This is a genomic window from Citrobacter sp. Res13-Sevr-PEB04-36, assembly GCF_015672735.1.
Taxonomy (GTDB): Bacteria; Pseudomonadota; Gammaproteobacteria; order Enterobacterales; family Enterobacteriaceae; genus Citrobacter.
The window spans coordinates 83,840-96,935 of record NZ_JADABY010000057.1; the positions used below are offsets into that span (position 1 = coordinate 83,840).

Genomic DNA, 13,096 nt, shown 5'->3' on the forward strand with positions numbered 1-13,096 from the left:
AAAGCTCAGAAATTTAAATCAGGAAGGTTGTACGCAATATTCACCGTACTACGTTGTTACGGCTTTGCCGCAACAAGCCAGTTGCCTGCCGTGCTCGCAGAATATCTGCTGCCCGAAGATAAGGTGATTGTTCCTGCCAACTAAACCTTCTGCGATCGATACGAACAAGCTCGTATTTTTCCACCAGAAAGTTAACGGCATTGGCCAGCGTGATACCTGCATCGATATGTTCCTGTATAACGGATTCATCCCTGAACGGCGTGTCGTTCAGGGTCAGGCCGTAGTGTTGTTCCAGCAGGCGTGTCAGTAGAATTTGCCAGATAGCCACGGGTGACAGGCAGGGTTTTACCGCCCGCGAAGTTGCTGCAGATTGAGGTTTCATGCTTGCTCTCGTGAAAGTAATTAGCGCTTAGTGGGGTAAATGGCGATGTATACGTAGCCGCAACTGCCGAGGGTGTCGGCTTCGCAGGTAAAACCGGTGTGGTACAGGGTGACGCAATGAACGTGTAGGGGATTCAGTTCACCGGAGGTCAGCATCGATTCCATCTGGCTGATAAAGTGCGGGAATGTTTCATCCAGCTTCTGGCATTCGGCGTCACTGAACTTACCGGTGATACTGGCCCGGTCAGCTAGGTAGTGCAGCCGGTTGCCCTCCTGCACCAGACGTGTTCCCAGGCGCGGCGTGATATCGCGCTGCAAGCCCCAAGTGATGTTGCTCATTACAGTTCTCCACTATTGTCAGTTTAGGGTGATGCTCATCAGGCAGGCATAAGGCCCGTTGCGGTCCTGGCGGCGTTCGGCGTACACAGCCAGGACTCCTGTGATATCCGGAACGTCCCTGCCGGTGTAATGGCAGACGCTACCGTGCCACTGATATTTTCCGGTGCAGTAGCGAAAGATTCGGGACTCAGGATGCTGGCGGTATATCGTCATTGCCCGGCGTTTACTGATAATTTTCATGTCATACCTCACAGCAGACCGTGTTCTGCGAACGAATAGATTTGCCTGCCGCCGACAATCAAGTGGTCAGGGACGCGGATATCCACCAGCTGAAGCACCTGCACCAGTCGCTGCGTGAGGGTTTTGTCAGCCTGGCTGGGTGTTGTCTCACCAGAGGGATGGTTGTGCGCGAGTATCACCGCCGCCGCGTTGAAGTATAGGGCACGTTTTACCACTTCCCGGGGATGCACCTCGGTACGGTTAATCGTGCCTGTGAAGAGCGTCTCATGGGCAATCAACTGATTCTGGTTGTCCAGATACAACACACGGAACTCTTCCCGCTCAAGCGCGGCCATATGCAGTCGCAGCCATTCACGTACGGCGTGGGTAGAGGTGAAGGCCACGCCGGGCTCATGCAGGTGGCGGTCCAGAGCCCTGAGCGCCCGCTGAATGAGACGCCGGTCCTGTGGCGTCATCTCGCCGGGTAAAAAGGAAAGCTGTTTCATCTGTTGCTCCTTCGGTCAGTCGATAATACGCAGAATGGCGTGGGCCTCTGGATGCTGCAGGGCGTAGTCCCGCAGGCGGTAATAGTGTTCAGTCATGGCATCGCATTGGGTGCGACAGGCGTGATGGCTGTACGCAATCAGGCAGACAGCAATACCTGCGGCTTCTGCACTCATTTGGGCATCGTTGCCGTTCAGGCAATTAAACAGACGCCATATCTCATCATTGTCAGACTCGGGAGCCATAAACGCCCCGCCATTGCTGAGGGTGTAAAAGGACCAGATACCACCGCTGTAGGTCGAACAGAAGCGATCCATCCAGGCGAAAATACGGGGTTCCAGCGTTATCCACTGCGGGATAGCGCCAAAGTGCAGTGGCCAGAAGTTGATACGCTGTTCGTCGGGTACCAGCGTGGCACTGAGGGTGAACTGCGGTTCGTTAGCGGGAACAAACTCGTGCTGTGTCTGTGTTGTCATAGGGTTTCTCCGTCAATAAAAAACGCCAGCGGCGATGGCTGGCGTATGAGGTGGGGTAATCAGGGTCTGAAAAATGACTGCAGTCAGTCGGTGGATAATGCTCTGCAAATGCCATCCTGCCCGATATACCGGTTGAGGGCCGTACCGGCATCCGGTTCAAAGTTCCACGCCCGCCAGACCATCCGGCCTTCGGGGTCGCGAACCACCAGACGGAAGTGACTGTCCTGGTCGTCTTCAATGGCGATGTTGTGATATCGGCGGGTAATCGCTTCGGCCTGCTGTCGGATGAAAGGTCCCGGTGGTAACCATTTAGGTTCAGACATTCGGTGTACCTTAAAAGCAAAATCCCCTGTCGCAAAAGCGACAGGGGACTGAAAGAGAGGAAGGAAAAATAGGGTATGTTTCGTGTCGTAACGATAACACTACTGCTTAGCAGCTTGTTTTGCTTTTTCCCAGGATGGTCGGTTCGGGCCGGAAAACTCTTTCATGTCTGACCAGTAACCGATAGGGTACTGGATAACAGTTTCATCACCGACGCCGATGTCAACAGACAGATATTGACCACCTTTAATGGAGCCTTTGCGCACCCAAGCATTTGGACTACAGGTTCCAGTATCTCGCTGTTGCCAGGAACGGTCATCCCTGTCAATGATGTAAAAATCACCTAATGAACACCCACTTGCAGATTTGTGATTTAACACGGCGGCCACGTGTTTGGTATTACCAACAATCACACAACTGTTATGTTTACCGCCGCACATGTTCCACAGAGTGTCACCGTTACCCCCGGTAAATTCCCAGATGGTATTCGCTGGTGGTGCATCATTGGACGTGGTAGTGGCGGTTGGCGTGTGTGTTGGTTCCGCAGTCCCATTGACTAATGCACGTAATACTTTCAGCTCACCATCACTTGGGGTGTTAACCCATTGCCCATCTTTACCGTTGCTGTAGAAGCCCACGAAGTTATGGAGGTCAGGCTGGTACAAGAATGTCAGATTGTGGTTACCACAGTTACCGTCTTCACACATAAAACCTTTCAGGTAGACTTTACCGTCAATTTTTACTGGTTCCATCGGACCCGCTGGACCATTCATCTCGTCGAGCATCGCCGGTAAACCATTCTGATTCATGGTCTCATCAAACGACTTTTTGTACGCTGGGTCGGTTTTGTACAGGTCGAAAGGATATGGGCAGGTATTGTTTTCTGACTGACAGTTCTTGGCTTCTACCGCCGTTTTTGCGGTTGCCTGGACTACAGTCGGGGCCATCAGTGCCACAGACAATGCCAACCAACTCCATTTCACATTTGCAGAGAAAGATTTTCTTTTCATTATAAGACTCCTTATAAAGCCCCTGATGCGTCAGGGGCTGTGGGCGTATGCTCGCGTATGGCGCTCTGAAGTAGCACCGAAGCTAGTGGGGTGGCGGAGACCGGTTGCCACTCCGTCATTCCCTGTCGCCAAACCAGAGTGGCGGCAGTCAGTTCACCGTGAACAATCAGGCCGGTGATGTCGTCTTCGGTCACATTGTCGTGACGTACGCCATTTATCTCGTAATGCCATATCATTGTTTTTCCTTGTTAACAGAGGTCATTAAACCAAAGCTCATCCCGATCCCCCGTTATCGGCAGCCTGTGACAAAACTTCACGGATACAGCTGAAGTGAGGAAGTGCCCGGATAAAGCCTGCCTGAGTGGTTAACAGGCTGAGTCGTTTTCGAGGGGTAAAAGTGGTGTTCAGGATTGTCACTGCATGGATGGTCGCCAGAGGATGCACGGTTATATGCCCGTTAAGTTCACCGGTGAGGTACCAGCAGCCGTCGAGAAATATCAGACGGTACGGGGCCAGTCCGTCACAACGTTCACCGTCCGCGAGCAGCAATACACGCTGGCTGCCGGTGATGGCGCTGACCAGTCGATAAAATACCAGCGGGCTGGTGGTCGTTATCGGCTGTGGTGACTGCCACACCAGGCAAGGGGTTCCATCCGATGCCAGCAGTGCGCCCGCCAGACGCCGGTCCAGCCCCGGAAAGATATCGGCCAGCCCGGCCCGGTATGCAAAAGTCAGCACATCCAGTTCACCCTGCGGACCTGCACCGGTCCGCAGGCGATAGCATCCCTGATGACATTCGAGGTCCAGGTACATCAGTCGTTCGCGAAAATCCCGGTACAGGGTACGGACCGACACATCAAACTCGGTCGCCAGTTTTTGCATCTCTAACGTTTCACCCGCCACAAGACGGCTGATAATCAGCGACAGCCTGACCGCCAGCCTGTCGTAGCGGCGCTCTGTCAGTGGCATGGAGGCTCCTCCGCATGGTTAACTGACTGAAAGAAATAAGATTCTAAAGGAGAGGGTTGACAGGATATGTCCACGACGGGAATTAATTTGGGAAGCGCATGAAGCCCGTGATTATCAGACCTGCGCGGATTTCTGATGATTTAACCGGCAAGTTCTGTGCACCCGAAATGACAGGGTGTGTCATTTATTCACATTTTAATAACCATGCCAGAGGTAAAATGTGAACTCACGCAGGCCGGAAACCACTGAGCATGGCTTCCGCCATCACCCACAGTGCCCGGTTAAGCTTCACATCTCCGTCAATGCCGCGCACGGCACGGGTATGCGTTCGCACGCCTTTTACACTACGTCCGCTAAGCCCGCCTTTTATCAGGTTCTCCTGAATACGCTGGTAGGTGGTCCACAGGTCATTACTCTCATCCTGCCAGCGGCGTGGGGAAAGTATTTGTGACGGGGCAACCGGCTGGTGGTCCTCACCAAAGCGGTACGTCAGCGCGGCCTGTGCCAGAGCCTGCTGAGCAGGTGGCGGCAGCATCAGCGACTGCATGGCATCTCGCTTTTCTTCCACACGGTCAAAAATCCCCAGCACTTCATACGCCCCTTCAATCACCTGACTCACCACATCTCCTTTGTGCGGCACCCGCACCTCACCAAAAGACTCACCGCAGACGAGCCCGTTCTGGCACACTGCACGGAATAATCCCGGCAGCATCTGATACGAACTTGTGCCGTCATGCGAGTTGAGCAGAATGATTTCCGGGACCTGTTTACCGGTAATCTGTCCCTCCCGACGCAAACGCAACATATGCTTTGTATGTTCACGACGACCCGGGTCACGTACCCGGGTCTGACAGGCAAAGAATGGCTGAAAGCCTTCGCGCTGCAGGCTGTCCAGCAGGGAGATGGTCGGAATATAGGTATAACGTTCACTGCGGGATTCGTGTTTATCCTCGCTGAACACGCTGGGCACCACGCGAAACAGCTCTTCGCGGGTTAACGGGCGGTCGCGACGAATAAGGTTTGCAGCGCCAAAGCGCGAAGCCAGACGGGTCATAAGCAGACTCCTCATAACGGAAAAACAAATAAAAGAAAGCCCTGTCGCACAGGCGACAGGGCTCGGGAAAGAACAGACAATCGTTAAACGTTCAGAAGAAGAAATTCCAGACGGCCCGGGCAACCGACACCACGGTATCGCGCACCGCGCGTATGACTGCCCTCACCGGAGCCGGTATCAACGGCAGGGCACTTACCGCATCCAGCGCCGTGCCGATCGTTTCACCAAAATCGTCACGCGCTTTTTTCTGGACTGTCGGTGTGCGAAAGGAGGGCTTCAGTTGCGACACCACCGGGCTGCTGGCCTCACGCGGCAGGCACTTAATCATCCGCTCGGCCATCACCCGCAGTCCCCACTTAGCCCGAACTGAAATGGCACACACCGGATGCACGGGCTGGAACAACTCATGCAATAGGCAGATTTTACGGCTGATGTTTTGTTTCTGTTCTGTGGATAATCGTTCTCCTCTGCTGGTGGGTTCAGCCTTGTCCGACTGGCTGATAACAAACAGCACCTTATGCCGGTATGCCTCGCCAATCACCTTGTGATAAAAGTGCTCATCCACTGACAGCGCCCGGTCATCAGCCTTGATCAACCACAGTACCAAGTCGAGGCGAGGAAGCTGTTCACGGTAAAGAGCAGCATATTCGGTATCACGTGCGCCACTTTCCCCGACACCAGGCAAATCCACTAGTGTCATAAACCGCCCTCCAACCTGAAAACGAAAACGCAGTGGCTCACGGGTACAGGCTGCTACATCGCTGACCGGCGATACCTCACCGGCAAACAGAGCATTGCACAGACTGGATTTACCAGCCCCGGTTTTGCCCATAATGCCGATCATTGGTTCATAACTGGTTAACTGGCTTACCTGGTGCAAAATGCGTTCAGACACCCATTGCGGTAACCCAGAAAGTGAGTTCTGCAGCGAATGCAAGCCTTCCCGATTTCTCATGACATCTCCTGAGACAAATAAAACAAAAAAGGCGAATCCTTGAGGAATTCGCCGTAATGATGTTGCGTTCATGGAAATGATATATGTCTGAAAAATTTTAGAGTGCAGGTGTCTTATTAACAAAACCAGGGCTATACCCCAGCTTCGACTTCGCGGAGAATACTGATGATCTGTTCGTCGGAAAAACGCTTCTTCATGGGGATGTCCTCATGTGGCTTATGAAGACATTACTAACATCGGGGTGTACTAATCAACGGGGAGCAGGTCAGTTCTCATGCTTTAAAACTTGAAGTTATGAATGATTTTTTTAGTGTTCAACCTGATATCTGAGCACTATATAACGCTATTCTTACCAGAAAAAATTTGATCACGATCGCGTGTAATAAATATAAATTACTTGATTTAATCTATTCGGCATGAGTATGCTACACCGCACAAAGCATATGTAATTTATCTTTATTCGGAGTTTGAATGCTGCTCACCTACAAGGAAATAGCTACGTTTACGGCAGGCTCGCACATCAGCCGTATCCAGGAAAGCGCAGATGGGTCCGCATTTCGTTTCTATGCGACCGAACAGTTTCTGGTAGATGACTGGCAGTCAGCTATTGTGTCAGCCGAGAAAGAACAGTGGGTGAAAACGCATCAGGATGTTGTGCTGGCGCAGAAAGGAGATGTTGTCATCAGCTTGATTCATGGCAAGGCGGTTCGCGTGAGCACCGAAAATGCCGGACGTATTTTAGGTAATAACTACGTCAAAGTGGATGTTGATACCAGTCGGATTGATGCCGCGTGGTTCCTCTGGCATTTCAATGAAAGCCCGGAGGGACGACGTCAGCGGATTCAGACCACCCAGGGTTCTACCGTCGTACAGCGTATCGCGGTTAATGAACTGAAAAATTTTACCGTTACCCTCCCGCCACTCGCACAGCAAAAAGCGATGGGAGGGCTCTATCTGGCGGCGCGAGAAAAACGCTTTTATCAGCAGCGAATTGCCGCCCTGAGTGAACAACAGATCCTGAGCCTGCTCGGTGGTATGATTTGACTTATTACGTCACTCTTTCGTGACGAAGAAAAACAACAGGAACAACTATGTCTCCCCAGATTGAAGCGCAAAATTTAAGTGAACTGCAAGGCCGCCTGTGGAATATCGCCGATACCCTGCGCGGTAAGATGAATGCCGATGAATTCCGCGACTACTGCCTAGGTTTTATCTTCTACAAATACCTGTCAGAAAAATTTGTCGCGTATGCGAACAAAATTCTGGCGGAAGATAGCATTCAGTACAACGAACTGACTGCGGAACATCCCGCTTATCAGGATATCGTTGATGCGGTAAAAGAGGACAGTGTCCAGACCTTAGGCTATTTCCTGCCGCCAACGGATCTGTTCCACACCATGGCAGAACGTGTGGCTAAAGACCCCAAAGGCACAGGTACCGGCTTTATTCTGGAAGACCTCGCGACTACCCTACGCAGCATTGAACAGAGCACGCTGGGTACCGACTCCGCGGATGACTTCAGCAACCTGTTTGAAGATCTTGATTTAGGCTCCAGCAAGCTCGGTAACACGGCGAAAGCAAAAAACGAATTGATCGGCAAAGTCGTCACTGAACTCGACAAACTGAGCTTTAACCTGAGCGAAGCGAGTTCCGACATTCTGGGGGATGCCTACGAGTACCTGATCGGCCAGTTCGCCTCAGGCGCAGGTAAGAAAGCCGGGGAGTTCTATACCCCACAGCCGGTTTCCACCCTGCTGGCTAAAATCGTCACCACCCACAAATTGAAGCTGAAAAACGTCTACGATCCTACCTGTGGCTCGGGTTCATTGCTGCTGCGCGTAAAACGTGAAGCCTCGTCGGTAGGTAAAATCTACGGTCAGGAGATGAACCGTACTACCTATAACCTGGCACGTATGAACATGATCCTGCACGGGGTACACTATGCGGATTTTGAGATCATTCAGGAAGATACGCTGGAGCACCCGCAGCATACGCATCTGAAATTTGACGCTATCGTTGCTAACCCACCGTTCTCCGCCAAGTGGAGCGCCAGCCCGCTGTTTATGAACGATGACCGCTTTGCCCAGTACGGCAAACTGGCCCCTTCCAGCAAAGCGGATATGGCGTTTGTACAGCATATGTTCCATCACCTGGAAGATGACGGCACCATGGCGGTGGTATTGCCTCACGGCGTGCTGTTCCGAGGAGCCGCCGAAGGTCATATCCGTCAGTTTATGATTGAGAAGCTAAACTGCATCGATGCGGTTATCGGCTTACCCGCAAATATTTTCTATGGAACGCCGATAGCTACTTGCGTACTAGTGCTGCGTAGATGCCGTAAGCACAACGATAGCATTTTAATTATTGACGCCAGTAATGAGTTTGAAAAAGCAAAAAACCAGAACAGGCTACTGTCTACACATATAGACAAAATTGCCGATACCTACAACGACTGGAAAAATATTGAGAAGTACAGCCACGCCGCGACAATTGAAGATATTCGCGCTAACGATTACAATCTTAATATTCCACGTTATGTAAATACTTTTGAAGCAGAAGATGAGATCGATCTGAATGCATTAGCAAAGGAAATTCGCAATCTGGAAGGTAAAGTATCGGAAGTCGATGAAATTATTGCTGGGTTCTGCAAAGAATTAGGAATAGAAACTCCATTTACAGTGATGGAGGGAAATAATTGATGATGCCCAAACTACGTTTCAGCGAGTTTTCGCAAGAATGGAAAAAACTTCGCTTAGGCGATTATGTGCAGAGTTTTCAGAAGAGAGTTTCTTCTGAAACTAATATCCCCATTTATTCATCTTCTCGCCAAGGATTAAAACCTCAAGCGGAATATTTCGCTGACCGAGAACTTCAGAATGATGGAGAATATGGCGTAGTTCCATACGGATATATCACTTATCGGCATATGAGTGACGATAACACATTCCACTTTAATCTTAATGATAAACTCCCGGAAATTGCAATTAGCAAAGAATATCCCGTTTTTAAAGGGAAAGGTTTGGATGATTATTTTCTTATTTCAAAGTTAAACTACACAAACGAGTTCAAAGCATTTGCGATTCAGCAAAAAGCTGGGGGAACCAGAACTCGACTTTACTTTAAAAAATTATGTGACTGGCACGCAACATTCCCTGTTCTCGAAGAACAAAAAAAAATCGCAAGTTTTTTGTCTGCTGTTGACAAAAAAATAAATTTATTGAACAAAGAGCATAATATGCTGCACCAGTACAGAACCGGTATTATGCAGAAAATTTTCAGACAAGAATTACGATTTAAAGATAAAGATGGCTCGAACTTCCCTAAGTGGGAGAATAAAAAAATAGGTTCTTTACTATCAGAGTATAAATGTAAAACGACTCTTGAAGATGAATGGCCTGTAATGACATCTTCCCGGTCTGGATTGGTTTTGCAAAAAGAATATTATAGAGATAATAGGTTAACCGAAAGAAGTAACTTAGGTTTTAATATTATCCCGCGTGGTTATATAACTTATAGATCAAGAAGTGATGATGGTTTATTTTTCTTCAACCAGAACAGATTGAATACTACTGGATGCATAAGCGTATATTACCCTGTATTTAACTTTGAATATGGTGATAATTATTTTTACACCATAATGTTTAATTACTACAAGCATATATTCCGGGCTTACGCCGTAGGTTCATCACAATTAGTATTATCTATTACTGATTTAAAAAAAATGAATTTCCTAATACCAAGCCCTAATGAACAAAAAAAAATATCAGAATTATTTCTTGCTATGGAAAGTCGAATTTCAGCTAATAGGCAAGAAATTAATAAATTAAAATCTTGGAAGCAAGGCCTGCTTCAGCAGATGTTCATTTAGAAAATGTTAGCCCGGTCAGCATCGGGCTTTATCTAATCAGAAGGCACTAAATATTGATGGCAACGCAAAGCGAATACGAGTTAGAAACGCAACTGGTGGAACAACTGGTGGGCATGCACTACGAACGGGTGAATGTCACCGACGAAACCAGTATGAAAGCCAATCTGCGAAAGCAGATTGAAATCCATAACCGACTGGAATCTGCGCCACTCACGGACGGCGAATTTAACCGTATTTTCTTGCACCTGACAAAAGGTAATGAAGTTATCGATCGCGCTAAGATTCTGCGCGATCGCTACCAGTTATTGCGTGATGACGGCACTGAGAAGTGGCTCAGCTTTATCAATAAAGAGGAGTGGTGCCAGAACGAGTTTCAGGTGACGAGCCAGGTGAAGCAGTTCAATGCCGAGCAAAATACGCGTAAAACCCGCTTCGACGTCACGCTGTTGATCAACGGCCTGCCGCTGGTGCAGATTGAACTTAAGCGTCGCGGCCTGGGGCTGAAAGAGGCCTTTAATCAGATCGATCGTTACCATCGGGACGCGTTCTGGGTAGGCAGTGGTCTGTTCCAGTATGTGCAGATCTTTATTATCAGCAACGGCGTGGACACCAAATACTACGCCAATAACCGCGCCAACCATTTCGAGCAGACCTTCTTCTGGACCGATGAAAATAATAACCCGCTCAAAGCGCTGGAGAAATTCACCGACGCATTTCTGAAGGTCTGTCACATCGCCAAAATGATCACCCACTACACGGTGCTGAACGAAACCCGTAAGTGCCTGATGGTGATGCGTCCTTACCAGTTTTACGCCTGTGAGGCGATGATCCGCCATGTGAAGGAAAATCTCCACAAGCAAGGTCGGCCGGAGAACGGCTATATCTGGCATACCACCGGCTCCGGTAAAACGCTGACCTCGTTTAAAGCCAGCCAGGTGATCATGGAGATGCCGGAAGTGGATCGGGTCATTTTTGTGGTCGATCGCCGGGATCTGGATTATCAGACGGCGAAAGAGTTCAACGGCTTTGCAAAAGACAGCGTGGACACCACCAACAACACCAGTACGCTGATAAAACATCTCAAGCAAAGCAGCACCAAACTGACCCTGACCACCATTCAGAAGCTGAACAACGCCATCACCCATGAAGGGTATAAAGCGCAGCTCGCACACCTGCGCAAAGAGCGCATCGTCTTTATCTTCGATGAGTGCCACCGTAGCCAATTCGGTGATACGCATAAAGCGATCGTGAACTTCTTCGAGAACGCACAGCTGTTTGGTTTTACCGGGACACCAATCTTTGCCGATAACGTCAATATCACCAATGGTGTCAAACAGACCACCGAACTGTTGTTCGATAAATGCCTGCATAAATACGTGATTGTCGACGCCATCCGGGATGAAAACGTTCTGCGCTTTGCCGTGGAATATGTCGGTACTTACAAGCGCAAAGAAAGCAGCAATGAGATCGATATCGATGTGGAGGATATCGACACCAAAGAGGTGATGGAAAGCGACATCCGGTTGGGCAAAGTGACCGACTACATCCTTGCCCACCATAACGCCAAGACCCGCAATCGCGAGTTCACCGCGATGTTCTGCGTCGGGTCAGTCGATATGCTGATCACTTACTACAAACTCTTTAAAGAAAAGCAGGCCGCACTGCAGGCGGCGGATGCCAACTACAAGCCGTTAAAGATTGCCACCATCTTCACCTACGCCGCCAATGAAGCGGACAAAAGTGATAAAGAGACGGTAAACGGCCTCCTGGATGAAGAGGATATTAGCCTGCCGCAGGGGGCGAAAGTTGACACTTCAAGTCGCGATCATCTGGATAGCTTTATCGAGGATTATAACGAGCTGTATGGCACCAGCTACTCGGCCAATGACTCAAAGAGCTTTTACAATTACTACAAAAATATTGCCCAGCGCACCAAAGAGAAAGGCATCGATATTCTGCTGGTGGTGAATATGTTCCTCACCGGCTTCGACAGCCCGGCGCTGAACACGCTCTACGTCGATAAAAACCTGCGTTTTCACGGCCTGGTACAGGCGTTTTCCCGCACCAATCGCATTCTCAACGAGAAGAAAAGCCACGGGAATATCGTCTGCTTCCGCAATCTGAAGAAAGCCACCGACGATGCTATTGCCTTGTTCTCGAACAAAGATGCCTCTTCTACGGTGCTGGTCAAACCCTTTGAGGAGTACTTCGGGGATTATCAGAACGCTGTCGATCGCTTGTTAACGCTGACGCCAACGGTGGAAAGCGTGGACGATTTGCCAGATGAGGAAGCACAGCTGGCGTTTGTAACGGCATTCCGCGATGTGATGCGTTTGAAAAACATTCTCGAAAGCTTTGCCGATTTTGATGATGCGGCTAAACCGCTATCGGACCAGACGCTGGCGGATTTCACCAGTAAGTACCTCGATATCCACGACAAGGTGAAAAAACACTCCAGCAAGGAGAAAGTCTCGATTCTTGAAGACGTGGATTTTGAAGTCTCGCTGATTCATCGCGACGAAATTAACGTCGGCTACATTTTGCATCTATTGGCTGGCATTCAGGCGATGCCGCCAAAAGAACAGCAGGAGCAGAAGAAAAAGATCATGGATATTGTCGACAGCGACGTCACGCTGCGTAGTAAACGTGAGCTTATTGATAATTTTATCGAAAAAAGCCTGCTGCATGCCTCGCATGACGAAGATATCACTCAGGTGTTTGAAGCTTATGTCGAACAGGAAAAAGGTAAGGCGCTGGCAGCCTTGTGTAGCGAAGAGCGACTCGATTCGATCAAACTGACCGGCTTACTGGATAACTACCTCTTTACCGACGTGATGCCGCGAGAGGATGAAGTGGCAGAAACGCTAACCTGGACGCCGAAGATTCTGGAACGCAAGAACGTGCGGGCACGTGTCTACGACCGTGTGCGCAATGTGATTGAAACGTTTATCAATGGGATGCGCGGGTTTTAAAAGATTTTGGTGACGAATATGGGAGAGG

At 49.6% G+C, this 13,096-nt stretch carries 14 protein-coding genes and 1 pseudogene; 4 read left to right on the forward strand and 11 right to left on the reverse strand.

Annotation, left to right across the window (positions count from 1 at the left end):
* Positions 1–40 precede the first annotated feature (40 nt).
* The 11 genes and pseudogenes from IMQ48_RS16980 to IMQ48_RS17030 all read right to left on the reverse strand — a co-directional run bounded on the left by IMQ48_RS16980 (position 41) and on the right by IMQ48_RS17030 (position 6,228).
* The gene (locus IMQ48_RS16980) at positions 41–382 is read right to left on the reverse strand and encodes a TA system toxin CbtA family protein (RefSeq protein ID WP_048215514.1); all 342 of its coding nucleotides are present in this window, start codon (positions 380–382) and stop codon (positions 41–43) included.
* A 20-nt stretch (positions 383–402) separates the two neighbouring features.
* Positions 403–720, reverse strand: coding sequence for a type IV toxin-antitoxin system YeeU family antitoxin (locus tag IMQ48_RS16985; protein ID WP_046495841.1), 318 nt, complete (start codon positions 718–720; stop codon positions 403–405).
* Positions 721–738: 18 nt separating this feature from the next.
* Positions 739–960: a DUF987 domain-containing protein gene (locus IMQ48_RS16990; protein ID WP_000691995.1), complete on the reverse strand. Its 222-nt coding sequence runs from the start codon at positions 958–960 to the stop codon at positions 739–741.
* 8 nt (positions 961–968) lie between these two features.
* Complete coding sequence (locus IMQ48_RS16995) at positions 969–1,445, reverse strand: RadC family protein (RefSeq protein WP_046495838.1); 477 nt, start codon at positions 1,443–1,445, stop codon at positions 969–971.
* Between the two features lie 15 nt (positions 1,446–1,460).
* Positions 1,461–1,919: an antirestriction protein gene (locus IMQ48_RS17000; protein ID WP_128347215.1), complete on the reverse strand. Its 459-nt coding sequence runs from the start codon at positions 1,917–1,919 to the stop codon at positions 1,461–1,463.
* 83 nt (positions 1,920–2,002) lie between these two features.
* Positions 2,003–2,242 (reverse strand): DUF905 domain-containing protein, encoded by a 240-nt coding sequence (locus tag IMQ48_RS17005; protein ID WP_054626379.1) that lies wholly within the window; start codon positions 2,240–2,242, stop codon positions 2,003–2,005.
* Between the two features lie 99 nt (positions 2,243–2,341).
* Positions 2,342–3,250, reverse strand: coding sequence for an Ivy family c-type lysozyme inhibitor (locus tag IMQ48_RS17010; RefSeq protein WP_064761968.1), 909 nt, complete (start codon positions 3,248–3,250; stop codon positions 2,342–2,344).
* Between the two features lie 62 nt (positions 3,251–3,312).
* Positions 3,313–3,486: pseudogene (locus tag IMQ48_RS17015) on the reverse strand (DUF4339 domain-containing protein); the annotation flags it as partial.
* A gap of 37 nt (positions 3,487–3,523) precedes the next feature.
* A complete protein-coding gene (locus tag IMQ48_RS17020) occupies positions 3,524–4,219 on the reverse strand; it encodes a hypothetical protein (protein ID WP_054626378.1) in 696 nt (231 codons plus the stop codon).
* Between the two features lie 226 nt (positions 4,220–4,445).
* Entirely contained in the window at positions 4,446–5,273 is an 828-nt protein-coding gene (locus tag IMQ48_RS17025) for a DUF932 domain-containing protein (protein WP_054626377.1), read from the reverse strand.
* 91 nt (positions 5,274–5,364) lie between these two features.
* Positions 5,365–6,228 (reverse strand): GTPase family protein, encoded by an 864-nt coding sequence (locus IMQ48_RS17030; protein WP_048215512.1) that lies wholly within the window; start codon positions 6,226–6,228, stop codon positions 5,365–5,367.
* Positions 6,229–6,699: 471 nt separating this feature from the next.
* Here IMQ48_RS17030 and IMQ48_RS17035 point away from each other — a divergent pair, with 471 nt between their 5' ends.
* The 4 genes from IMQ48_RS17035 to IMQ48_RS17050 are packed head-to-tail and all read left to right on the forward strand — an operon-like array spanning position 6,700 to position 13,068.
* Entirely contained in the window at positions 6,700–7,272 is a 573-nt protein-coding gene (locus tag IMQ48_RS17035; protein WP_094169381.1) for a restriction endonuclease subunit S, read from the forward strand.
* 47 nt (positions 7,273–7,319) lie between these two features.
* Positions 7,320–8,927 carry a type I restriction-modification system subunit M gene (locus IMQ48_RS17040; protein WP_094169382.1) on the forward strand — a complete coding sequence of 536 codons (1,608 nt, stop codon included), beginning with the start codon at positions 7,320–7,322 and terminating at the stop codon, positions 8,925–8,927.
* The gene (locus IMQ48_RS17045; protein WP_094169383.1) at positions 8,927–10,096 is read left to right on the forward strand and encodes a restriction endonuclease subunit S; all 1,170 of its coding nucleotides are present in this window, start codon (positions 8,927–8,929) and stop codon (positions 10,094–10,096) included. Before IMQ48_RS17040 ends, IMQ48_RS17045 begins: the two co-directional genes overlap by 1 nt.
* A 56-nt stretch (positions 10,097–10,152) precedes the next feature.
* Positions 10,153–13,068 carry a type I restriction endonuclease subunit R gene (locus IMQ48_RS17050; protein WP_094169384.1) on the forward strand — a complete coding sequence of 972 codons (2,916 nt, stop codon included), beginning with the start codon at positions 10,153–10,155 and terminating at the stop codon, positions 13,066–13,068.
* The last annotated feature ends 28 nt before the right edge of the window (positions 13,069–13,096 follow it).

What these genes read in the sequence shown, in the direction of transcription:
- IMQ48_RS16985 (WP_046495841.1), bottom strand. Translation starts at nt 720, where the DNA reads ATGAGCAACATCACTTGGGGCTTGCAGCGCGATATCACGCCGCGCCTG.
- IMQ48_RS17040 (WP_094169382.1), top strand. Translation starts at nt 7,320, where the DNA reads ATGTCTCCCCAGATTGAAGCGCAAAATTTAAGTGAACTGCAAGGCCGC.
- IMQ48_RS17000 (WP_128347215.1), bottom strand. Translation starts at nt 1,919, where the DNA reads ATGACAACACAGACACAGCACGAGTTTGTTCCCGCTAACGAACCGCAG.
- IMQ48_RS17025 (WP_054626377.1), bottom strand. Translation starts at nt 5,273, where the DNA reads ATGACCCGTCTGGCTTCGCGCTTTGGCGCTGCAAACCTTATTCGTCGC.
- IMQ48_RS16980 (WP_048215514.1), bottom strand. Translation starts at nt 382, where the DNA reads ATGAAACCTCAATCTGCAGCAACTTCGCGGGCGGTAAAACCCTGCCTG.
- IMQ48_RS16990 (WP_000691995.1), bottom strand. Translation starts at nt 960, where the DNA reads ATGAAAATTATCAGTAAACGCCGGGCAATGACGATATACCGCCAGCAT.
- IMQ48_RS17005 (WP_054626379.1), bottom strand. Translation starts at nt 2,242, where the DNA reads ATGTCTGAACCTAAATGGTTACCACCGGGACCTTTCATCCGACAGCAG.
- IMQ48_RS17020 (WP_054626378.1), bottom strand. Translation starts at nt 4,219, where the DNA reads ATGCCACTGACAGAGCGCCGCTACGACAGGCTGGCGGTCAGGCTGTCG.
- IMQ48_RS17010 (WP_064761968.1), bottom strand. Translation starts at nt 3,250, where the DNA reads ATGAAAAGAAAATCTTTCTCTGCAAATGTGAAATGGAGTTGGTTGGCA.
- IMQ48_RS16995 (WP_046495838.1), bottom strand. Translation starts at nt 1,445, where the DNA reads ATGAAACAGCTTTCCTTTTTACCCGGCGAGATGACGCCACAGGACCGG.
- IMQ48_RS17050 (WP_094169384.1), top strand. Translation starts at nt 10,153, where the DNA reads ATGGCAACGCAAAGCGAATACGAGTTAGAAACGCAACTGGTGGAACAA.
- IMQ48_RS17035 (WP_094169381.1), top strand. Translation starts at nt 6,700, where the DNA reads ATGCTGCTCACCTACAAGGAAATAGCTACGTTTACGGCAGGCTCGCAC.
- IMQ48_RS17045 (WP_094169383.1), top strand. Translation starts at nt 8,927, where the DNA reads ATGATGCCCAAACTACGTTTCAGCGAGTTTTCGCAAGAATGGAAAAAA.
- IMQ48_RS17030 (WP_048215512.1), bottom strand. Translation starts at nt 6,228, where the DNA reads ATGAGAAATCGGGAAGGCTTGCATTCGCTGCAGAACTCACTTTCTGGG.